Here is a 21,615-nt window from a genome sequence, read left to right as displayed (position 1 = left end):
AGGACCAAGGAGTGGTCATGAACGTATTTGAACTCGATGCTGATCTAATCGCGCGTTACGAGAAGTTCGCCCGATCTTTTACTTCGATCCGGGCTGATGACCTGCGTCAGCAAGTGGATGCGATTTACGAAAGTGGAAAATTCTGGCCGGAAGCGCTGATCGGCCTCAACCCGGAGTTCAAGCGGGGACGGCCGGTCGACCAGCTGGTCAGCGATGGCGTCGTAGACCGCGATCTTGCAAAGGTGTTTTCCCTCGGTTCTCCACGAACGCCCATCAGCCTTCATCTTCATCAAGACCAATCGCTGATGAAGGCGCTCCAGGCACGAAACTATATCGTCACGACCGGCACTGGTTCGGGCAAATCGCTTTGCTTTTTCGTTCCCATTATCAATCGTATCCTCGCAGCGCGCCGTTCTGGTGAGCCGCGCCGGACACGCGCAATTGTGATCTATCCGATGAACGCGCTTGCGAATTCCCAGCGTGAAGAACTGGAAAAATTCATCGAGGATTGTGGCCTCGACGCCAACCTCAAGCCAACCTTCGCTCGATACACGGGGCAGGAAAAGGAGAGCGAACGCGAAAAGGTCGCCGCCAATCCTCCCGACATCATTTTGACCAATTTCATGATGCTTGAGCTGCTCATGACCCGACAAGACGAGGTTGATCAAAAAGTTGTCGCCAATATGGAGGGCCTTGAATTTCTGGTCCTCGATGAATTGCATACCTATCGAGGCCGTCAGGGCGCGGATGTCGCGATGCTGGTTCGCCGCGTGCGCGAGCGTATGGGTGCGAGCAAGATGCTTTGCATCGGAACGTCGGCGACAATGGCATCGGGCGAGGAGGACGCTGGGCGTAAGGCCGTGGCCGAAGTCGGATCCATCCTCTTCGGCAGCCCTGTGGCTGCGGACGATGTGGTCACAGAGAGCTTGGTGCGCAGAACGGAAGGGATGCCATCAGATGCATCCCTGCGTTCGGCAGTGCTCGATCCCCCGCCAGAACCCGACTTCGACGGGTTTGCTGACGATCCTTTGGCGTGTTGGATCGAAATGAATGTCGGGCTGGAAGGTGGAGAGGTGCTCAAACGGCGCACCCCGTGCACTTTGACCGAGGCAGCTGCCGATCTTTCGTCCGTAACGAACCTTGAGCAGGACCAATGCAGGAGGGCTCTGGCCGACCGATTGATCGCCATGAGTGCCTGCCGTAACGACCGCGATCAGGCGTTTATGGCCTTCAAGCTGCATCGCTTTTTGTCTGGCGCCGGAACAGCTCAAGCGACGCTAGCACCTGCAGGTGCTAGGCGCGTATCGCTGGCTGGCGAGATTTATGACCGGCAAGAGGAAAAAGCGCGGCTCTATCCGCTGTTTTTCTGCCGCGAGTGTGGGCAGGAGGTCCACAGCGTTTCGATTGACGACTTCGGCACGGTGATCGCGCGCCCGATTGATCTGAGCCCACGAGCCGATGGTTCCGGCACAGACATTGAACACGGCTTTCTTGTGCCTGATGCGCGCGCCGATCTGGCGTTCACGGGATCGATCGAGGATTATCCAGCTTCTTGGATAGAAACAGGTCCTACGGGCCAGCAGCGACTCAGGAGTAGCCATCGTGGTAAGCACGAGGGCCGTAGGATGCATCTTAGCCCGGAGGGAAAGAATGACCCCGATGGCCTGTTGTGCTGGTTCTTTCCTGGCCCATATCGCTTCTGCCCACAGTGCCAACACGAGCCCGCACCGCAAGCGCGCGACATCAACAAATTGGCCGGTCTTTCAGCCGAAGGACGAAGCTCTGCGACGACGCTCATCACTTCGGCCGCGCTCGACTGGATGGATCGCGCGGGAGAGCCGGACAACAAGTTTCGGCGCAAGCTGCTGGGCTTTACGGATAATCGACAGGATGCGGCACTCCAGTCTGGGCATTTCAACGACTTCATTTTCGTCACGCTGTTGCGCGGAGCAATGTTGCAAGCCGTGCGATCAGCGGGGAGCGATGGTCTTTCCCACGAGGACTTCGGTAATGCCCTGCGTAAGGCGTTGGGATTTGATCCGGAGTTCCGCGAGCGCCGTAAGCAATGGATGGTCGACCCGGATCCGGTCGGCTTTGCGGCTCTCGACGAGTCCAAGAAGGCTATTAACCGTGTGCTCGCGCACCGGCTCTGGAACGACCTACGTCGAGGCTGGCGATACACCAACCCCAATCTCGACCAGCTTGCGCTGATCAGGGTCGATTATCCCGGCATCGCGATGCTCGCGGCCGATCAGGCTACCTGCTCGGGCGATTATCGCGAGCGCAAGAGTGACAGCGAGGCGAACGGTTTCTCAATCCTGGCTGACGTTCCTTCCGAAACTCGCCAGAAGGTTTTTGCGCTTCTTTTCGACCACATGCGGAAAGGGCTTGCGATCGCCGCGGACGCTCTCGACCACACCGAGCTCGAGGCGATCGCTGCGAAATCAAGGCAGTTCCTCAAAGACCCATGGGCGATTTCGCTGGAGGAAGAGCATAACGACCTCAATTCCCAGACCGCTCTCGTGGTGGGAACGCAGGGCAGCAAATATGATCGCATCCTCCGTGTTTCGGGGCGTGGCGGTCTTGCTCGAGATATCTCATCCGAAGTGGGAGGTTTGCCGCTGGCTGACCGTGAGCCGCTGATCGAGGCGATGCTGCTCGCGGCAGGGCGGCACCAAATGGTGCGCGAGTTCGCAGCGGGGCCAATGCTTGGCTGGAAGTTGGCGCCTGGCGCGCTGCGCCTCGTTGCAGATGACGGAGACGCGAAGCCCAGTCAGGACAACCGGTTTTTTGCCGAGCTCTATTCTGATATCGCTACGCGGCTCGCGTCGCCCGGTGACATGCCACTTGGTTTCGAAGCGCGTGAACATACCGCACAGGTTGATGCACTGGTCCGGGAGCTGCGCGAATGCCGCTTCCGTTTCGGTCCGAGCGATAAGGAGAGAATGGACGAGATGGCCGGCGAGGCCAAAGTTGCGGCAGAGAAGCGCGATTTTCTCCCCCTTCTCTATTGCTCGCCGACTATGGAGTTGGGAGTCGATATCTCGCAGCTAAACGTGGTCTACCTTCGCAACGCCCCGCCAACCCCCGCGAATTATGCTCAGCGTGCTGGCCGCGCTGGGCGCAGCGGGCAGGCAGCGCTGGTGGTCACGTATTGCGCAGCGCAAAGCCCGCACGACCAGTATTATTTTGAGCGAACCCGGGACCTCGTGGCTGGGATCGTTCGACCGCCGGCAATCGACCTTGCTAACGAAGACCTGCTCGCCTCGCACGTCCACGCCGAATGGCTGGCTGCAGCGCAAGACGGCTTAGGCAAGTCCATACCAGAGAACCTGGATATGGATGATGCCAGCCTTCCTGTCAGCGAGAGGCTTGGAGCAGCATTCAAAATTGCTAGCGGCGACGACGACGCCCTGGAGCGTGCCGTCAGAATTGTCGCCTCTGCCGTCAACAAGAGCCATCCCACTCTGGGAAATGCTAGTGAATTCGTAGCGTCCCGCTGGGAAGAAGCGGAGGCGTCATTTGATCATGCGTTCGAACGATGGCGAACTCTTTACCGCTCTGCAAACGAAGAGCGCAGAGCAGCTGCAGCGATCTCTGATCGCCCGGGAATCTCTACGCAGGAACGCAAGGATGCCCGAATGCGATACAATGCTGCAGACAAACAACTCGAATTGCTCGAGAAGGGTGTTTCCTCAGCCAATTCAGATTTTTATACTTACCGCTATCTTGCGACTGAGGGCTTTCTGCCGGGCTACAACTTCCCACGTCTGCCTCTTTACGCCTTCATCGACAGTGACCGAGGTTCGGCGGTGCTGCAACGACCGCGCTTCCTGGCTATTGCCGAGTTTGGACCGAACAGTCTCGTCTACCATGAGGGTAAGGCCTATCGCTGCAACCGGGCTAAACTCCCTGCCGGCACGCGCGATAGTGAAAACCACTTGGTTACGACTGCGGTTCGTTGCTGTCACGAATGCGGCGCTGCTCACAGCAGTGAAACTGCTGAACGCTGCATCGTTTGCAATAGCGCATTGACCGAAGATGGTCGCCTCTCGAAGCTCTATCGCATCGAAAATGTCGATGCTGTGCCGGGCGCACGGATCACTGCCAACGATGAGGACCGACAGCGACGTGGGTTCGACTTACGGACAGTTTTTGAGTGGGATCCTGTCCGGCAAGAGAGCCTAATTCTCAAGAGTAACGAGAGTCCCCTTGCGGCGCTGCGCTATGGTCCGCAGACAAAGCTATCGCGGGCCAACCTCGGATTGCGGCGGCGTGCCGATCAGCAAAGTATAGGCTTTGACATAGATACAGTCTCGGGTCGCTGGCTGAAAAACGAAGCGCAAGGGGAAGATGAAGGCGCAGATCCGAAAGGGGCGCGGCGACAATCGATCGTCCCGGTTGTCGAAGACACGAAGAATGCGCTCCTTCTGAAGTGCGATCAATTTATCGATCTGGATCAAACTCAAATGGCGACACTCCAGCACGCAATCGTGCGCGCCATTGAAGCCGAGCATGTTCTTGAGGCTGGCGAGTTGCTTGGCGAGCCTTTGCCAACACGAGACAATCGAAAGGCAATTCTGCTCTATGAGGCTACCGAGGGCGGAGCCGGAGTCCTCAAGCGTCTCATGGATGGCCCGGAGCGTTGGCGACGGCTTGCCGAGGTTGCTCTCGATATGATGCACTACAAGATCAGTGAAGATGGTATTGAGCCGAAAGAGGATGCCTGCGTCGCTGGGTGCTATCGTTGCGTCCTGTCCTATTACAATCAACCTGATCACGAGCTGATTGACCGCCGCGATGAACACGTAACTCGCCTGCTTCTCGCGATGGCAAATTGCCAAGAGGATCGAGCCGCCACCGTTGCGCACACGGGGGGCGAAATGCAGGCCTGGTTTGCTGCATTTGAAGAGTGGGGATGGCCTGCTCCTACAACAGAAACGATCAATGGAATTACCTATCCGTTGGTTTGGCCGAGTATGATGGTCATGGCCGTTACAACCCCGCCCAGCGACGGGCTCAAGGAACGCTGCGTTGAGCTTGGACGAGAGCTTATTCTTATCCCCACAAAGCCCGATACATCGCCTCCTGAAACGCTCGGTGCAGCCCTTGGAGTTCCGGCATGACTGTCGCATCGATCACGCCTTCGCAGCTTCAGATTGGCGATCTCGTGCACGCTCGAGGAAGAGAATGGATTGTCCTTGGCAAACCTTCCGAGAGTCAGGTGCGCATTCGCCCACTGTCTGGCTCGGAGGATGATGCGATCCTAATCGCACCGATGCTCGAACGCATACCCATGCGCGAAGCGAGCTTTGTTTCGCCGAGCGCCGATCAGTTGGACACGCAAAATGCAGCGCAGCTTCTCACCGATGCTCTTCGGCTATCGTTGCGCAGGGGGGCGGGGCCCTTTCGAAGTGCGGCACATTTAGGGGTTGAACCACGCGCTTATCAACTCGTGCCCTTGCTTATGGCAATGCGTCTCGAGGTGAAGCGTATGTTGATTGCTGACGATGTCGGCATCGGTAAAACGATCGAAGCGGGCATGATCTTGCGCGAGATGCTCGATCGCGGCGAGGTCGACAGCTTCACCGTCTTATGTCCGCCGCACCTTGTCGACCAGTGGGTTGGTGAACTTGCCGAAAAGTTTGACATCGATGCCGTTGCGGTGACTTCCGCTCGAGCGCGAGCACTCGAGCAGGGCATTGCGCTAGGAGATACGATTTTCGGCGTTCACCCTTTCACGGTGGTTAGTCTCGACTACATCAAAGCCGACAGCCGCCGCGAGACTTTCGCTCAGGCCTGTCCTCGCATGGTGATCGTCGATGAAGCGCACAGCTGTGTCGGTGGCAGCGAAAAGGGCACGCAGCAGCGGTTTGCGCTCTTGCAACGCTTAGCGGAAGACGCAGGGCGCCACATGTTGTTGCTCACAGCTACCCCGCATAGCGGCAATCAGGACGCTTACGCGAGGCTCTTGAGCCTGTTGCATGTAGATTTAGCGAGCTCGCCAGACACGCTCGATGGCAACGCACTCGAGCGATATCGTCGGCGGCTTGCTCAGCACTTCGTGCAGCGCCGTCGGCCCGACATAGCCGGACATTGGGGTGAGGGTGGAGCCTTTGCTGTGCCCATGAAAGCCGACGCGCATTACAACCTCCTCGGTGATTTCCAGACATTTCAAGAAGACGTGCTCGAGTATTGCCTCGGCGTGGCAACGCGAGCCGATGGAGTGCAAGCCCGGCGTCTCGCATTTTGGGGCACGCTTGCCCTGATGAGGTGTGTCGGATCATCCCCTGCTGCCGCTCTTAGTGCCTTGCGTAACCGTCTTGGAGGGACGGCGGAGGAGGCACTTCTTGCGCCGGCCATATTCGACGATGACGACGATCAATTTGCAGATACGGACGTCGAACCCGCGACCGCCGGGGACAGCGAAGAAACTGTCGAGCTAAAAAAGCTGATCAGCCAAGCAGAGAACCTAGTCTCTCGCTTCGCAGAGGATCCAAAGCTTCGAGAGCTGATAGTTCAAATCAAGGATCTCACCGAGGAGAAGAAGGCGCGTCCCGTCATCTTCTGTCGTTTCATTGCTACCGCTGAAGCAGTCGGCGAGGCGCTCCGGGCAAAGTTCAAGTCGCACACAGTTGAGGTCGTTACCGGAAGGCTGACGCCCGAGGAGCGCCGCGACCGGGTCGAGGCGATGATCGACCACCCGAACCGCATCCTCGTTGCAACGGATTGCCTGTCTGAAGGGATCAATCTTCAATCGCTCTTCAATGCCGTCATCCACTACGACCTCAATTGGAATCCGACGCGCCACCAGCAGCGAGACGGTCGCGTCGATCGCTTCGGCCAGCAAGCCGAGAAGGTGTGGTCGGTGATGATGTTCGGCCGGAATTCGATTATCGATGGCGCGGTAATCAAGGTGATTACCGAGAAGATGAAGCGGATCGAGAAGGAGACTGGCGTCGTCGTTCCGGTTCCAGAGGATTCGTCTAGCGTATCGAATGCGCTGATGCAGGCCATGCTGCTGCAATCGAATAAGCCACGTGCTCAAGGAATTTTCGATTTTGGTGATGCTGACGCAAAGCTTGAGACCCAGTGGCGCAATGCTGAGGAAACCGCCACGAAGAGCCAGACGCGCTATGCCCAGACGGCATTGAAGCCTGAGGAAGTGCTGCCCGAGTGGCAAAAATTGCGCGATCTTCTGGGCGGTCCTGAGGAGGTGGAGCGCTTCACCCGGCGTGCGCTTGCTCGCATCGATACACCACTTGGTGAGCAAGGTTCGCATTGGCGAGTGCGCTACGATGAATTGCCGCAGCAACTTCGTGAGAAGCTCGTGGCGCGCAATCTGACCGGGGCACGCACAATAGGGTTTGGTGACAAGCTGCCGCCCGATGTCGGCCAGGTTGGCCGGACCCATCCTCTGGTGGCGACGCTCGCGGAGACGATGGCCGAGGGAGCACTCGACCCGGGAGGAGTTGAAGGCAAGGCGGCGCTCGGACGGGCCGGCGTATGGATGACCCGCAGCGTCGATAAACTCACGACGCTTCTCGTTCTGCGCTTGCGCTTCAAACTCGTCACGAGTGGACGAAGAACCCTGCTCGCCGAAGAGGCCACCGGGTTGGCCTTTGGGCCAAATGCGGTTGAGCCTTTCGCAACCGGGAGTGAGGCTCTTGTCCTGCTGGAACATGAGGCGACCCGCAGCATTGAGCCGCCCGCCAACAGGCGCCAGGTTGCGAATGCTCTTGACCGGTTGGAAGAATATCAGCCCGCGATTGCTTCATACGCGGCTGAGCGCGCCGCTACCCTCTCGCACGATCACGAACGCGTCAAGGCGGCGACTAGGGGTGAGGGTGTCACGACCACCGTCGATGCGGTTTTGCCTGCGGATGTCATCGGCCTTTATGTCCTCGTGCCGGAGGCCAACTGATGGCGCGCCGTTCTTCCTCTACCGAACTGGGCCTTGTCGCGCTCACCATCGAGGGTGGGCTGATCGCTCCTGAGCAGGTGCAGAAGGTCATCGCTTCAGATCGCACCGCCAAGATCGCCGAGTCCTATGCCTGCCCAAAAGGCACCAGCCTTGGCGACGAGATCGCGCGCTATTTCCGTATCGGCCAAGCGCTTTGGAGCGACTACGACAAGGCCGACGCAAAGACCATCTCGCGCACAGCCCAGTTTGCGCGTGACCTGATGACAGAGTGCTTGGGGTTCACGGACCTTGCCGGCCCTGTCGAGCACCGCGAAGGCACGCGCCGCTATCGGCTGGCTATTGAAGCCAAAGATGGACGGGTGCCGGTGGTTGTCGCGGCTCCGGTCGACGAAGGCGACGCTTTCGCCAAGTCCCAGCCCGAATTCGGCGATGGGGAGGGCGGACGCGCGCGCCGCTCCCCTACCGCTCTTTTGCAAGACTGGCTCAACGGCACCGAGCACGCCCTGTGGGGTCTGGTATTCGCGGTCGACCGCGTGCGGATCATGCGTGACAATGCCAGCCTTACCCGCCCCGCGTGGATAGAGGCCGATCTCGGGGCGATGTTCCGTGACGAGATGTTCGCGGACTTTACTGCTTTCTGGTTGCTCACCCATGCCACCCGCTTTGGCGCAATCGATTCCGCCCCTTCGGACTGCGCGCTCGAGCAATGGCGCGAGGCGGGCCTTAAGCAGGGGGTAGAGGCCCGCAAGGACCTTTACGCCAATGTCGCCACAGCGCTCGAAGAACTCGGGCAGGGGTTGGTCGACGCCAATCCCGACTTACGGGAGAAGATCGCCACCGGCGCGCTCCCCATGCAGGCGCTGTTCGAGGAACTGCTGCGCACCGTTTACCGCCTCATCTTCCTCGCCGTCGCCGAGGACCGGGACCTTCTCCACCCCCGCCGGACCCCGCGCGAAGCCCGCCAGCTCTATGCCGCCGGCTACAGCTTCACCTTCTGGCGCGAACGCAGCCGCCGCCGGGTGGCGCGTGACAAGCACCATGATGCGTGGGAAGCGATGAAGGTCACGCTCGCATCGCTCGAGCATGGGCAGGAGATGCTCGGCCTGCCAGCCTTGGGAGGCCTCTTCTCCCAATCCTCCACCCGCGACGTCAACGCCGCCAAGCTCCCTAACCGCGCCTTCCTCGCCGCGCTGTTCTGCCTCGGCTTCATCCGCAAGGACGGGGTCACCCACCGCATCAACTGGCGCGATCTCAAGACCGAGGAACTCGGCTCCGTCTACGAAGGCCTCCTCGAAATCCGGCCCAGCCTGACGCCCGCGGGCGAGTTCCAGCTCGGCACCGGTGCGAAGGGCAATGATCGCAAAACCAGCGGCTCCTACTACACCCCCGACAGCCTCGTCGAATGTCTGCTCGATTCCGCGCTCGATCCCGTCCTCGAACGCGCCGAGGCGAACGGGACCACGCCCGAGGAAAAGGTCGCCGCCATCCTTGATCTCAAGGTGATCGATCCGGCCTGCGGATCGGGCCACTTCCTGCTCGGCGCCGCCCGCCGCATGGCCGACCGGGTTGCGCGCCTGCGGAATGAGGACGCCGGCAAGGAGGAGACCCAAGCCGCCCTGCGCGATGTCGTCTCCCGCTGCATCCACGGGGTCGATCGCAACCCGATGGCGGTCGAACTTGCCAAGGTCGCGCTGTGGATCGAGTCCGTCTCGCCCGGCCAGCCCTTGGGCTTCCTCGATGCCAATATCCGCTGTGGCGACGCGCTGCTCGGCGTGTTCGACCTCGCCGTGCTCGAAGAGGGCATCCCGGACGAGGCCTACAAGCCGCTCACCGGCGACAGCAAGGACGCGGCCAAATACTACAAGGCCAAGAACAAGACCGAGAAGAAGGGGCAGGGCACCTTCGATTTCGAACGCGGCACCGGCGTCATGCCCCCGCGCAAGCTGGCGGCGAACCTTTCGACCATCAAGCGGATGCCTGAGGACACCGTCGGTCAGGTCGAGAAGAAGCGCGAGGCGTTCGAGGCATGGCGCAACGATCCGGCGCGCTATGCCACGCGGGTCGCCTGCGATCTCTACATGGCCGCCTTCCTGCTGCCCAAGACCGAGGTGCCGCTCAACTACCAGCGTGGGCTGGTGCCGACCAGCGAGGATGTCTGGAAGAAGCTTGGCGGCGGGCAGGTTTACGGGCCACTCGAAGGCGCAGCGGTCGAGGCGGCGGGCGCGGCGAGCGCCTTGCACTGGCCGCTGGCCTTTCCCGACATCATGGTCGGGAGAGGCGGCTTCGATGTGGTGCTCGGCAATCCGCCGTGGGAGCAAGTCGAGATCGATCCAGCGGCCTTTCTTTCTGAGGTGGGGGTCGAGGCGGATAATCTGAACAAGAGTGAGAAAGATAAGATCTTTCAGAGCATGGAGATCGAGCAACCTGAAATGTATCAGGCTTATCTCGATTACGCGCGCCCCACATGGAATCTTCAGAATTTCATTCGTGGTTCCGGTCGCTATCCTACATCGAAATTTGGGCGTCTCAATACAGCTCCACTCTTTCTAGAATTGTCAATTTCCCTGAACCCAAAAGACTTCAATGGTCTAATCGTGCCATCAGGGATCACAACCGACAGTTTCAACGCCGTCCTTTTCAACCGTTTGATGGACGAAAAAAGAATAAATAGATTCATCGATTTCGAGAACCGAGAAGGGATATTTCCGGACGTCGACAGCCGATTCAAATTTGGGATGATCATTCTTGGTTCTGATCACGACAGTGCCGAATTTGCCAGCTTCATAACGAATGTAGATCAGCTTGCGGACGCCGAACGATTCTTTGCCCTCGACAAATTGACGATCGAAAAAATCAATCCGAATACTGGGACAGCGCCAACCTTTCGTTCAAAGGCTGATGCCGAGATATCCAGAAAAGTTCACCTATTGATCCCGCCGTTCGTTACGGAGGGAAATTGCCCGTCGAACCCTTGGTCGGTCGAGTTCCAACTCATGTTTATGATGGGGTCTTCTTCGAAGGACTTCGTTCGATCGAGCAAGGTGGGTGATGTTGGAGCAACCCGGTTTCTTCCTCTCTTCGAAGGCAAGATGGTGTCGGCTTTCGACCATCGCGCATCTGGATATTTTGAGCGCTCCGAAGGAAGGGGCTATCGGGTTCTTCCGGATGCCACCCTCGCGGACCACCAAGATCCCTCTTTTGAGAATGAATCATATTACCATATCGAGAGGGCAAAAGTTGAGGCGCGGCTTCGCGGTAAGTGGCGCTATGATTGGCTACTTGGCTGGAAGGATGTGACGTCCGCAACTAATGAGCGAACTGTAATAGCCACTGCGCTGCCGATGGCTGGCGTTGGCCATACACTTCCACTCATGTTCCCAGGCACGAGCGCAAACCTCGCGTCGGCATTGCTGGCCAACCTTAATTCTCTGCCGTTGGATTTCATCGCCAGGATGAAAGTCGCTGGCCTACACCTTACGTATGGCTACCTCAAACAACTCCCAATCCTCCCCCCCAGCGCCTACGACGAAGCCGCGCTCGCCTTCATCGCCCCGCGCGTGCTGGAGCTCACCTACACCAGCCACTCCATGGCCCCCTTCGCCCGCGACCTTGGCTACGAAGGCCTCCCCTTCGCCTGGGACGAAGACCGCCGCGCGCAGCTGCGCGCCGAGCTCGACGCCTGGTATGCCCTCGCCTACGGCCTCACCCGCGACGAACTGCGCTACGTCCTCGATCCCAAGGACGTGATAGGCGAAGACTACCCCAGCGAGACCTTCCGCGTCCTCCAGAAGAATGAAATCGCACGGCACGGCGAATACCGCACCCGCCGCCTCGTCCTCGCCGCCTACGATCAACTGATGGCACAGGGCATGCGGCCGAGAGTGGAGGGGTATCGGTGAACTTCGCGATCTTTGTTGATTAGTAGGACTTCATGGCCTATCTCGACAGCAATCGAACCCGCCCGGCCTCTGTCCGCAAGGATATGCACACTGGGCGGGTCTTTTGTTTTCAGGCCCTTGATACTAAGCCTGAACGGGCATGACCCGCGTATTCGGCAAGCCCTCTCTCAGCTTCGATCAGCAGATCGCCCACCTGCGCGACAACGGCATGGCCATCGCGGATGAGGATCGGGCACGCTATTGGCTGAGCCACGTCAGTTACTATCGACTGAGCGCCTACTGGCTTTACTTCGAGCGGCCAAAGGACGAAGCCGGGCCACGCTTTCAGCTCGCCACCGACTTTGACACAGTGACGGCCCTTTACGATTTTGATCGGGTGCTGCGCCGCTTGGTCATGCGGGGAACCGAACACGTCGAGGTCGCGCTCCGTGGTAGTTGGGCCTACCAGCTCGCGACCTTGGATCATGGTCACAGCTATCTCGATGCAGGTCTCTATTCTCAGCGCAAGGCTTTCCACGAAAACCTTGCTAAGCTCGCCAAGGATGTCGGGCTATCGAATGAAACTTACATCGATCACTACCGCAAAACCTATCGCGAGCCGGCACTGCCGCCCGTGTGGATGGTCGCAGAAATGATGTCGTTCGGACAGCTTTCGCGTTGGTATTCGAGCTTGGCGGACAGGTCTCTGCGGAACAGGATCGCGACTCCTCTAGGCTTGACCGAGACCGTGCTGGTGCCATTCATCCGCCATCTGGTTGATGTCCGAAACATTTGCGCTCATCATGGCCGACTGTGGAACCGCGGCTTCCTCATCTGCCCGAAATTGCCGAGCAAGCCCCGCAATTTGCAGCTTTCACTCGACCATGCTGCGGGCGAGCGGCCCCCTGCGAAGCTCTACAACACAGTTACGATGATCAATCAGATAATGCGGATCATAGCGCCGGAATCACACTGGGCCCGCGACATAACAGAGCACCTCGAGTCACATCCGACTGGCGATCTTGCTGCTATGGGATGCCCGGAAGATTGGCGAGAAAGGCCATTATGGCAGTGAACGATCTGCTCTCCCAACGCCACACCACCGCGCACCCCGTTTTTCGGGTGGAGCTTGAGCAGGCGGCGTTCAACCACGGCTATCGCAAGGCCAATGGGATTGCCGACGGATGGCTTTGGTTTAAATCCGACGAGGGCGTGCCGGGAGAGGTGGCGCTTGCCAGCGGTATCAATGAAGACGGATCGCCATGGTTCTTGGCGGTAGAACACGCTGGCGTCGCGGTGAAGCTCGCCGAAGAACTCGGCGATGCGCTTGTCACTCCCCCACCCGCGCAATTCAAGATTGCTTTCGCTTTCGCCGACCAAGCAGCGCTACGTAAAGCCCTCTCCCGTGCCTTCCATCTCGCGCGCAGTTTGCCCACGTTTCCACTCGCGCAATATGAGTCAGAAGTCGCGGGCCTCGGAGACACCGAGGTCGAGAGGATCGTGAAGGAACGCGTCGGTCAGGGCTATTTTCGCCGCGCTCTACTTGATTTTTGGGATGGCCGCTGTCCGGTAACTGGCATTACCGATGAACCATTGCTGCGGGCCAGCCACATCGTGCCATGGGCCAAATGTCGAAGCGATGAGGAGCGTCTCGATGTTTTCAATGGCCTCTTACTGGCCGTGCATTGGGATGCAGCATTCGATAGCGGTTTAGTGAGTTTCGACGATGAGGGGAGGGCTCTTGTCAAGCCAGCACTCAGTGATGCCGCACTGCAGTTATTGGTTCCCGAGGGTGCTCAACTGATCTCGCTCAACGACGCCCATCGACGACAATTAACTTGGCATCGAGAGCACTTCGGTTTCCGCTGAGATCAGTCCGGACAGTTCATTTTTTGCTCTTTGAACCGATGCCTAAAAGCGGTGATCCAAGCGCGCTAACACCTCGCATCTGAAGTCTTCCCGTGGCTTGGATGTCCGGCTCTCGACCAACGTCGTGAAGACGACCTTCGCACACTTGCTGGCAGGTTTCGGACTATTTTATCGGCATGCGTCAGATCACCGCACAAAGATCATGAAGCAGGTCGCGCAACCCAGAAACATACCCGAGAAGCAAGCCCCGAATAGCAGCGCTAAATGTCGGGCTTTCGGGCTATGAACTTCGGCACGGGTTTCCGCCGGGACAAAACCAAACATGGGATGATACCCGACCTTGGCTTCGGCCAGCTCCCGCGCTTCCGCTAACGCTTTCTCGGCCCGATGGATGGTCCCGCTCAGGCCGGAGACATCTCGCTGGAGCCGCTCGTAGGTTTCCGTAATTAGCACAGTCTTCTGCCGGTTCTCCTCCATCGCCTTCCCGAAGTTAGCCAGAATTTGAAACGGGCTCGCCTTGTTTTCGAGAAGCACGAGGTAGAGCATCCGAACAAGGATCGCCGCCAGCGTCATAACTTGCGCATCGCGATCCACGCGTTGCGAGACCGACTTCATGACAGACTCCTCTAGCGGCGTGATCGCCTGCCCGAACATGCGGGTCCAGAGAGATTCGAGATAGGTCATGGCGCGCGACTTTCGGAGATGGTGTTGGCGAACGCGGCAAGGTTCAAACGCGCCTCGCCCTTGGTCCAGAGGCCCGAACATTTGCGAAGTGAGTCTTGCAGCGAGAGCGCCTCGGCATGCATGGGGTCGAGGATGTCAGGATCGAGCCAAGGCAGATAGATAGACCCGGCCGTGCGCTGGTCTGGCGCCCTGGTTGGCTGGTGGCACATAAAGACCTGGTGCAGTCCCTTTTCGAGCGCCTTATGGCGGTAGGACGACGCGGTTTCATGGCGGCCCGCGAGGTAGAACAGGACGACCGTCGCGCCGGCAACAATCGCTTTCATACTCGCCGCAATCTTGACCGTGTCCTTGAACAGAGAAGGTTCGAACTCAAGGATGGCGATCCGGCCGGCATTGTCTAACCTGGCGTCCAACGCCTTCCCGACGCGGCCTTGTTCGCGCGAGGAAAAATATCGATGCCGGTCGGGTCCACGATCCCTAAAGGCGGCGCACGAATTGCCACCGACCTCAATGATCAGCGCTTCTACAGCGAGGAGATATTCGAGGACGAGGCAAAAGGTGCTCGCCCCTGTGCCGCCGCCTCGCTTGGCCAGGAAAATGGTGGGCGCGATGTGTGTTTTTCCCGATGGATCGAGGGTAAGGAACGCCGTTTCATCGTCCCATTGCCGCTCCAGATCCTGGCGCAGCGCGAGGGTAGCGGCATCCACGGTAACGAGTTCATTAGTCATTCCAGTCGTCCTCTTCGTTATCGAAATCGTAGAAGGGCAGCCTGTCCGAAAGGCGGTCGATATCCGGCCTTGCGAAAGTCGGTTTGTCGTCAGGTGGCGCCTCGCGATCGCCTCCTTCGGGGGCAATGGCCCGGTGTTCTTCCGGCCCTCCAAGTTGAGTCGAAGTTTGTTCAGGGGCGTTTGGTTCAGAGGGGGCGGCAGCGTCTCGGCCGCTGATATGGGTAGGCGTGGCTGGGCTTTGACCATGATCGTCGGACGTCAGGCTGATCCGATCGGGCGAGACACCCTCGCTCTCGGTATCCGGCTCTGGCTCGCGATCGTAAAGACCTTCGGTCGATACAGTCCGCGCAAGATCGCTGACTTCATCGTTTTGACCGATATCGCTGGAATGCTTCTGACCATGCGCGTCCACATCGCTATCCCAATCATGCCGAATTACAGGCTGCACCGTCGTGACGGTGAAGATCTCAGAACTTGAGTTTTCGTAACCGTCCTCACCGTCGCGCACGGGATATCCGAACCGGTCCAGTTTGAACGGGTGCCCTTCGATTACCGCATCCCTGATGCTGCGAAGACGCACCAATTCTGCGTCTTTTGAAGCGCGCGCATCGGCTTGTTCTTCGAAGCGGGCATGCGTTTGGCTGCTACGCATCGCGGCATGCAGTAGCGCGTAGAAGGCATCCTCGCTGTTAAGTCGGTCCCCAAAGATTTCCGCGAGGCGCGACAACTTGTCGGTAACGTCGCCGACCCATTCGTGGGCCGGGCGCGTATCGGCATGGGCGGTGTCGATCACACGACGCATAACATCGATCTCGAGCCATGTCGGTAGATCGGGATAGGTCTTGTGCTCTTGCTGCCTGATGAAGTTCACCAGCACTTGCAGCTTGCGCCGATCCTCGTCCGTTTCGACACCCAGGAGCTTGCTGATCCTCTCGAGATCGCTTTCGCGCACGAGATCGAAGGCATCGGCATAAGCCTGCGCAAGCCCGTCCGGAAGCGTGTGTGCCGCCTCCAAGAGGCGAGCTGCTCCGAGCGTTACACCGGTGCTTACCGACAGTTCTTCCGGGAGGAATTTGCGCGCGGTTGCAATGAGCCTGCCAGCCTTCTCATCGCGTAGACCCATGGCAAGATCAAGCAGACGCGCGCCGTCTTCCGACAGGCCGGTGCGATAGGCTTCGCATAGCCCCGCATCGAACGCGGCTAGCCAGGGATTGTCGGGATCTTGGTAGTCAGGATCGTCGTGCCCCCACTGAACCAGCGAGGCGATAGCATCGGCCTCGCTGGCCCTGCGCCGCGCGATCGCGGACGGTGTTACCCCTCGCGCGATCAGGTCCATCACGAAGGGCTCGGCGATCCTGGCGATGCTGTCGCGCGTGTGCTCTTCTCGGCTTCTGGGCACGAGTTTCGTGCCATCGTCCTTGTCGCTTAGGAGGTCGTATTCGAGCTTCCACTGATGATAAACAACATGGGCGACCAGCGCTTTCGATATGGCGCTTTCGGCCTTTGCCCGGGCCTTTCGCAGCTGTTTTTCGACCTCTCGCTTGGCCCGTTTATAAGGCCGCATATCGAGCAATTCGCTGCGCAGATAATGTCTGCTATCATGTGCCCTGCGGGTGAGATTTCCATGCTCATCGCGCTCATCTATGTGCTCGAGCGCGGCGTTGAACGCATTGAGTTTTCGCTTCGCTTCGGGAAAGTCCCGAGCGCATTGTTCGAGAGCTTCGCCAAGCAGTGTTTCAAGAGGTGACTGTTCCATCCTCGCAATTTTAGGATGGGACTTTCGCGAGCCCAAACAGGGTCGCAAATTTTTTGAAGCAGCCAAGGAAAAGGACTGATTATCCTTTTGTCGACACTGCTCGAGTTCGCACAAGACCTGGAAAATCGTTTGGGAGGGAGGGTCTGTTCCGATCCGAACGCAATTGTCAGATGCATGCGGAATACAAAACGAACGATTTCGTTCGGACCGTTCGGAACGGTCACCTCAAGCCATTCCGAAGACTTTTGCCGAAATCTATCGAACCTGCTTTTTTATGCGCGATACCTCAAAATGGGCCGCACCTACGGAGCGAACCATTTTGCTGCGCTCGTTCGGACTGGAGGTCCGACGAGTATAGCTCGCCAAAGGCTCGCACGTCGGCTTTTAGAAGCCTCCTCGCGTGGTGCGGCCTGCCATGGCCTGGGGCGGTGTGGCGACACCTTGGGGTTTAGCGGACCCTACCGCTGATAGCTGCGGGCCGAATTTAATTTCGATAACTTCAGAAGGACCTGCCGGTTGAACCGGCGAGGTGAGTGGAAAAGGGTGTGAAACACTCGGCATTCGCCTCGTCGGTTCGGATACGAACCGAAAGGCAAATTTCATGAATATCGAACACCTGAATCCTGAAAACGAGGACGTCGCTCGGCACCTCGAAACGGACCCGAATTACCGCTTGCTACGGGCTGTTCCTCGGCCCTATTCGAATGTGCCGAAAGGCGCGCCACCCTACGCACGCTGTGTGGCGCTGATTGACCTCGAGACGACTGGCCTCGATCCCGCCAATGATCGCATCATGGAACTTGCGATCATGCTCGTCTGGGTCGGCGAGAATGGCGAGGTTCTCAACCACATCGCGCCCAGGGTCTGGCAGGAAGATCCGCAGGCTGAGATCGACCCCCGCATCACCTGGATTACGGGTCTTGCGAACCATCACCTCGTTGGTCGGAAGATCCCCGACGAAGAGGTGCTGGCGATGCTGGACCGCGCGGACCTGTTGGTGGCGCATCACGCCGCCTTCGAAGTCAGCTGGCTGGAGCGCCGCTATCCGCAGATCAAAGGGGCCGCATGGGCGTGTTCGATGAAGGACGTCGACTGGCTGCGCGCCGGGATGGACGGACGCGCCCAGCAGTGGCTGCTGGCGCAAGAAGGATGGCACAGCAACGCGCATCGTGCTGGCGACGATGTGTGGTAGCTGTTCTGGCTTCTCCAGCAGCGCCGGCGGGGCTGGGGCAAGGACCCGGAACGCAGTCATCTCGAGCGTCTCCTCGAAGGTGCTGATCGCACCACCGTGCTTGTGCAGGCGACCCGCGCGCCGATCGGCAAGAAGGATGTCCTCAAGGCCCGGCAGTATCGCTGGAATGCGATGCACCGCGTCTGGGAGAAGGAACTGGAAGAAAGTCTCGTCCCGCACGAGGAAGCCTGGTTCTACACCGAGGGCCTGCCGGCGCCGACGCTCAGGACCGTAACCGCCCAAGACCGGCACCGCTGATCTCTTTCACTACAACCAACACCCCATGAGCAAGGCCCGCCCACCGGCGGGCCTTTGCTTTTTCAGACAAGGAATATTGCCATGACCAATCAATCAGACCGCATGGACAGGTTCGTGCAGGACCTCGAGCGGCAGGCTCGCAGTTTCGCAGCCCGGAATGGCAGCGAGGAGGGCAGGTCAACTCGCTCTCTCATCGTCGCCGATTTCGAGTTCCTGTGGGACCGTTCGCGACACCATGGATACAAGACCCAAGAGGGCAAAGATGCAGCGATGATCCGGTGGCCATTCGACCGTATCGCTGCGGCGAGTTGGATTAGTCTCACCTTCGTCGCCGGCGAGACTAGCCCGCGAATTGAGGGGCCGTTCGTCCGGACGATGGAAGACTCAGCCGAGGTCGACATCGTCGACAGCCTGTTCGATACGCTCAGCACCGATCCTTGTGCCGCATTCGTCACATGGGGAGGGGAGTTCCGCGATCTGCCCGTCCTGCGTCGTTGTGCAACAGAGCATTGCCTCCTCCTTCCCGATCAGTTGCGCAACCTCTCGCCGCACGCAGGCGAGCGCGTTGATCTGTGTCGGGCCGTGGCAGGCTTGGCGGAGAACCCGCACCTCGGTGAGTATGCTGCGGCACTTTCAATTCCAGCCAAGCCGATAGCCGCCAGTTCGATCGGCAAACTTGTCGAGAGAGGCGAGTGGACAACCGTTCGAGAACAGTGCCTCGCCGATACATTGGCGACCGCGCTCCTTGCGGTTCGTCACTGGGTCGCTCTCGGCCAGATCACCTGCGACCAGATGGCGACCGACCTCGCGATCGTCGAAGCGGCACAAGCAGCGCAGCCGAACAGCGAGTTCGTGACCCGCACGCTCAACCCCTGGGTGCGGGCGCGGCATGCGCGCCATCGATTGAAAGGCGTGGTCTACCACGTCGATGGCTCATCTAACCGGGAAGGAGAGAGGGTCATGTAGACATCGCGCTTCCCGTCCGCCTCCCGCGGACACCTTCGATACCCCGTCAACCTTCCAGGGCCGTCCACGATCGTGTGGCGGCCCTTTTTCAATGGAGAATACCAATGCCCAAGAAGAAGACCTCCAAGGCGCTTGCGCCGACGAAATCGACCGCTCCTGCCCTGCCGCAAACCTTCGCTATCGCCAATACGGAAATCCGGCCCGAACAATTCTATCGCCTGCCCGAGCGGCAACCAACGGAGCGTGGACCCTGGTCTGAAGAGCCCGGGAAGATCGCCTGGAAAGACCCCGAGACCGGACTGGACTGCATCATCCTGCGACAGGAAAACGGGACGCTATCCGGCTATGTCTCCGTCGATCTTGATCATCCGCTTCATGCCTACAATCATGATGCTCTTCCTCGAGCCGTGCGCAACGCTTCCCATGGCGGCGTCGATTACGCCGAACCTTGCCGAAATTACGGACCCGAGGCAGTCCGCGTGTGCCATATCCGACCGACCGGAGCACCTAGCCACGCGCCAGGAGCAGATCACCATGACGACAAGTGGTGGTTCGGGTTTCGGACATCTCATCCGGGCGACCTCGTGCCGACTGGTATCAAGCCCGACCGCTACCGCGAGGAGGGTGAGACCTACCGGGACATGCATTACGTCTTCGCGGAAGTCCGCAGTCTGGCGCGCGCACTGAAAGCCTTCGCGTATCGACCTGCCGAGGGAAGCAGCAAACCGTTGCAGATCGGCTCTCGCGCCATTGACGAAGACCAGGCGTGATGGAGGCGAATATGGACAACCGTGCTTTTCAGGACCGCCGCAATGCCAGCCTCCCTCGGGGCTACTGGCTTCACGTGGATCCGGGTCGGAATGACCTCATTGATGAAGACGGCAACCGATGGGAGAGCGTGCGTCATTGCCTCTGGAATGGACGCCTCGGAATGCCAGGTCGCTATTCGGAACTGGTCGATTCCCAGCTGGAATTCATGCTCACGATCCTTGCCGCGCATAGTCGGGACCTCGTGCCTATCGAGGAGCGGGTTCTGGATCTTTGCGAGGGATCGTGGACGCTGCGCGCCCATTACGAAAACTGGCTCGAAGCCGTCGGTTTGCTCACGGAGCGTGGAGCCTACGGCCTGACGGCCGAAGGCCGGGCGGTCCTGCTTATGCTCGCTTCGACCCGTTCGACAGATTATGCGGGTCTTCCGATCGGCCTTGGCTCACTCGGCCTCACTCGCGGCCTCGATGGGGGTGCCACGCGCGAATATCGCGAGCGCGTGCTTGCGGAGATTGAAGCCCGCACCACAGACCTGCCTTTCCGGTTCGTGCGCGATACACTGGAGGGTAGGGCGGCAATTAAGCTGCTCGGTGCCAGAATCGGGAGCAACATGCCACTCTCGAGGACGCTGTGGGCGATCGAATTGCCCGACACCCATGCACGCGACCGGCTGTTCGCCTAGATGGCCCTACGAGTAGAGCGCTGGCAGCCGTGGGGTTCGCTCGCGAACGAGCAAGGCGCGCAGGCCCTGAGCGAACACTTCCTGCAGCTTGCTCTCGCTGATCAGCCGTCACCGCCTGACGGATGACTGAGAGGCTTTTCAAACACCATTTACAACGACCAATTTCTTCCGAGCGGGCGGCGCCATTGGCGACCGCCCGCTCGTGCATTGAGGAGCACCAAAATGATTAAACACCCGCTGGTCATTGCCGACCGGATGATCGCGCTATCCCTTCTGCCTCCACCCGCGCTCGGACAGCCGCCAGCCCCGTTCGGTTTCGGCGCGCTCGTTGTCGAACAGATTCGTCGAGGTGAAGCGCGGTTCGAACTTCACGCCCATGGCTTCGGTGCGAAGTATCCCCCCGATGCCCTGCGCGAGCGGCTGCAGCCCTTGTTTACGCCCGACACGTTGGCGCTCATACTCAACCCTAATTGTGAACTCCGACCCATTGTTGGACTGGATCGCAACCCTGAGGCCGGCCGGCTGGTCGAGCACGTGCCAAAATCTGGCCATCGCACCCATATCAGAGCATCTGTCCCCTATCACCTGCTGACTAATGCAGCTGCCATGGCGAACGTCCGGCATCCTTCTCGAAATCCGTCGCCGCTCGCACGTATCCGCCAGCTCGGAGCTGAGGCGCAGGCGGCGTGGATCTGTTATCTGTTCTCGCGGCGTGCTTCGACCGAGCGTGGCCGGCTGCTTGCCAGTTTCGAAGCGTGGCGATGTCTTCAAAAGGCCAGACGATCCGTGATGGCCTGATCCAGGCGGGGCGGCAGCGCTCCGTCCCTTTTTTTGATCCGCACTCGGGGCCGAAACTCCGCTTCATCGATGA

At 59.3% G+C, this 21,615-nt stretch carries 14 protein-coding genes; 11 read left to right on the top strand and 3 right to left on the bottom strand.

All coding sequences use genetic code 11. The annotated features are described in order from the left end of the window. Positions 1-17 precede the first annotated feature (17 nt). The 5 genes from AB1K63_RS07255 to AB1K63_RS07235 all read left to right on the top strand — a co-directional run bounded on the left by AB1K63_RS07255 (position 18) and on the right by AB1K63_RS07235 (position 13,671). Positions 18-5,126, top strand: coding sequence for a DEAD/DEAH box helicase (locus AB1K63_RS07255; protein ID WP_366959357.1), 5,109 nt, complete (start codon positions 18-20; stop codon positions 5,124-5,126). Next, on the top strand, positions 5,123-7,924 hold the full coding sequence (locus tag AB1K63_RS07250) for a DEAD/DEAH box helicase (RefSeq protein ID WP_366959356.1): 2,802 nt from the start codon (positions 5,123-5,125) through the stop codon (positions 7,922-7,924). The genes AB1K63_RS07255 and AB1K63_RS07250 overlap by 4 nt, the downstream gene beginning before the upstream one ends. Beyond that, positions 7,924-11,823, top strand: coding sequence for a DNA methyltransferase (locus tag AB1K63_RS07245; protein WP_366959355.1), 3,900 nt, complete (start codon positions 7,924-7,926; stop codon positions 11,821-11,823). Before AB1K63_RS07250 ends, AB1K63_RS07245 begins: the two co-directional genes overlap by 1 nt. Before the next feature lie 139 nt (positions 11,824-11,962). Next, positions 11,963-12,877, top strand: a complete 915-nt coding sequence (locus AB1K63_RS07240) for an Abi family protein (protein WP_366959353.1) — start codon at positions 11,963-11,965, stop codon at positions 12,875-12,877. Next, positions 12,874-13,671, top strand: coding sequence for an HNH endonuclease (locus AB1K63_RS07235; RefSeq protein ID WP_366959352.1), 798 nt, complete (start codon positions 12,874-12,876; stop codon positions 13,669-13,671). The genes AB1K63_RS07240 and AB1K63_RS07235 overlap by 4 nt, the downstream gene beginning before the upstream one ends. Before the next feature lie 186 nt (positions 13,672-13,857). On the opposite strand, the gene AB1K63_RS07230 is transcribed toward AB1K63_RS07235, so the two are convergent. Genes AB1K63_RS07230 through AB1K63_RS07220 form a run of 3 tightly spaced genes read right to left on the bottom strand, consistent with a single transcriptional unit; the run spans position 13,858 to position 16,839 of the window. Then, a complete protein-coding gene (locus AB1K63_RS07230; RefSeq protein ID WP_366959351.1) occupies positions 13,858-14,355 on the bottom strand; it encodes a hypothetical protein in 498 nt (165 codons plus the stop codon). Beyond that, positions 14,352-15,083, bottom strand: coding sequence for a hypothetical protein (locus AB1K63_RS07225; RefSeq protein WP_366959350.1), 732 nt, complete (start codon positions 15,081-15,083; stop codon positions 14,352-14,354). The genes AB1K63_RS07230 and AB1K63_RS07225 overlap by 4 nt, the downstream gene beginning before the upstream one ends. After that, on the bottom strand, positions 15,076-16,839 hold the full coding sequence (locus AB1K63_RS07220) for a hypothetical protein (RefSeq protein ID WP_366959348.1): 1,764 nt from the start codon (positions 16,837-16,839) through the stop codon (positions 15,076-15,078). Before AB1K63_RS07220 ends, AB1K63_RS07225 begins: the two co-directional genes overlap by 8 nt. A gap of 601 nt (positions 16,840-17,440) precedes the next feature. Here AB1K63_RS07220 and AB1K63_RS07215 point away from each other — a divergent pair. The 6 genes from AB1K63_RS07215 to AB1K63_RS07190 all read left to right on the top strand — a co-directional run bounded on the left by AB1K63_RS07215 (position 17,441) and on the right by AB1K63_RS07190 (position 21,542). Beyond that, positions 17,441-18,031: an exonuclease domain-containing protein gene (locus AB1K63_RS07215; RefSeq protein ID WP_366959347.1), complete on the top strand. Its 591-nt coding sequence runs from the start codon at positions 17,441-17,443 to the stop codon at positions 18,029-18,031. A 96-nt stretch (positions 18,032-18,127) separates the two neighbouring features. Beyond that, positions 18,128-18,328 (top strand): hypothetical protein, encoded by a 201-nt coding sequence (locus AB1K63_RS07210; protein ID WP_366959346.1) that lies wholly within the window; start codon positions 18,128-18,130, stop codon positions 18,326-18,328. A gap of 81 nt (positions 18,329-18,409) precedes the next feature. Continuing rightward, on the top strand, positions 18,410-19,294 hold the full coding sequence (locus tag AB1K63_RS07205) for a hypothetical protein (protein WP_366959345.1): 885 nt from the start codon (positions 18,410-18,412) through the stop codon (positions 19,292-19,294). Between the two features lie 104 nt (positions 19,295-19,398). Beyond that, the gene (locus AB1K63_RS07200; protein ID WP_366959342.1) at positions 19,399-20,064 is read left to right on the top strand and encodes a hypothetical protein; all 666 of its coding nucleotides are present in this window, start codon (positions 19,399-19,401) and stop codon (positions 20,062-20,064) included. A gap of 161 nt (positions 20,065-20,225) precedes the next feature. Beyond that, on the top strand, positions 20,226-20,744 hold the full coding sequence (locus AB1K63_RS07195; RefSeq protein WP_366959341.1) for a hypothetical protein: 519 nt from the start codon (positions 20,226-20,228) through the stop codon (positions 20,742-20,744). A gap of 222 nt (positions 20,745-20,966) precedes the next feature. Continuing rightward, positions 20,967-21,542 (top strand): hypothetical protein, encoded by a 576-nt coding sequence (locus AB1K63_RS07190; RefSeq protein ID WP_366959340.1) that lies wholly within the window; start codon positions 20,967-20,969, stop codon positions 21,540-21,542. Positions 21,543-21,615 lie beyond the last annotated feature (73 nt).

The organism is Qipengyuania sp. JC766, assembly GCF_040717445.1.
Classification (GTDB): domain Bacteria; phylum Pseudomonadota; class Alphaproteobacteria; order Sphingomonadales; family Sphingomonadaceae; genus JC766.
This window is presented reverse-complemented; position numbering and strand designations above follow the sequence as displayed.

Bases quoted from the DNA above. Each gene is read 5' to 3' on its own strand.
- AB1K63_RS07245 (WP_366959355.1), top strand. From the start codon at position 7,924: ATGGCGCGCCGTTCTTCCTCTACCGAACTGGGCCTTGTCGCGCTCACC.
- AB1K63_RS07190 (WP_366959340.1), top strand. From the start codon at position 20,967: ATGATTAAACACCCGCTGGTCATTGCCGACCGGATGATCGCGCTATCC.
- AB1K63_RS07215 (WP_366959347.1), top strand. From the start codon at position 17,441: ATGAATATCGAACACCTGAATCCTGAAAACGAGGACGTCGCTCGGCAC.
- AB1K63_RS07200 (WP_366959342.1), top strand. From the start codon at position 19,399: ATGCCCAAGAAGAAGACCTCCAAGGCGCTTGCGCCGACGAAATCGACC.
- AB1K63_RS07220 (WP_366959348.1), bottom strand. From the start codon at position 16,839: ATGGAACAGTCACCTCTTGAAACACTGCTTGGCGAAGCTCTCGAACAA.
- AB1K63_RS07240 (WP_366959353.1), top strand. From the start codon at position 11,963: ATGACCCGCGTATTCGGCAAGCCCTCTCTCAGCTTCGATCAGCAGATC.
- AB1K63_RS07225 (WP_366959350.1), bottom strand. From the start codon at position 15,083: ATGACTAATGAACTCGTTACCGTGGATGCCGCTACCCTCGCGCTGCGC.
- AB1K63_RS07255 (WP_366959357.1), top strand. From the start codon at position 18: ATGAACGTATTTGAACTCGATGCTGATCTAATCGCGCGTTACGAGAAG.
- AB1K63_RS07250 (WP_366959356.1), top strand. From the start codon at position 5,123: ATGACTGTCGCATCGATCACGCCTTCGCAGCTTCAGATTGGCGATCTC.
- AB1K63_RS07230 (WP_366959351.1), bottom strand. From the start codon at position 14,355: ATGACCTATCTCGAATCTCTCTGGACCCGCATGTTCGGGCAGGCGATC.
- AB1K63_RS07195 (WP_366959341.1), top strand. From the start codon at position 20,226: ATGCCAGGTCGCTATTCGGAACTGGTCGATTCCCAGCTGGAATTCATG.
- AB1K63_RS07205 (WP_366959345.1), top strand. From the start codon at position 18,410: ATGACCAATCAATCAGACCGCATGGACAGGTTCGTGCAGGACCTCGAG.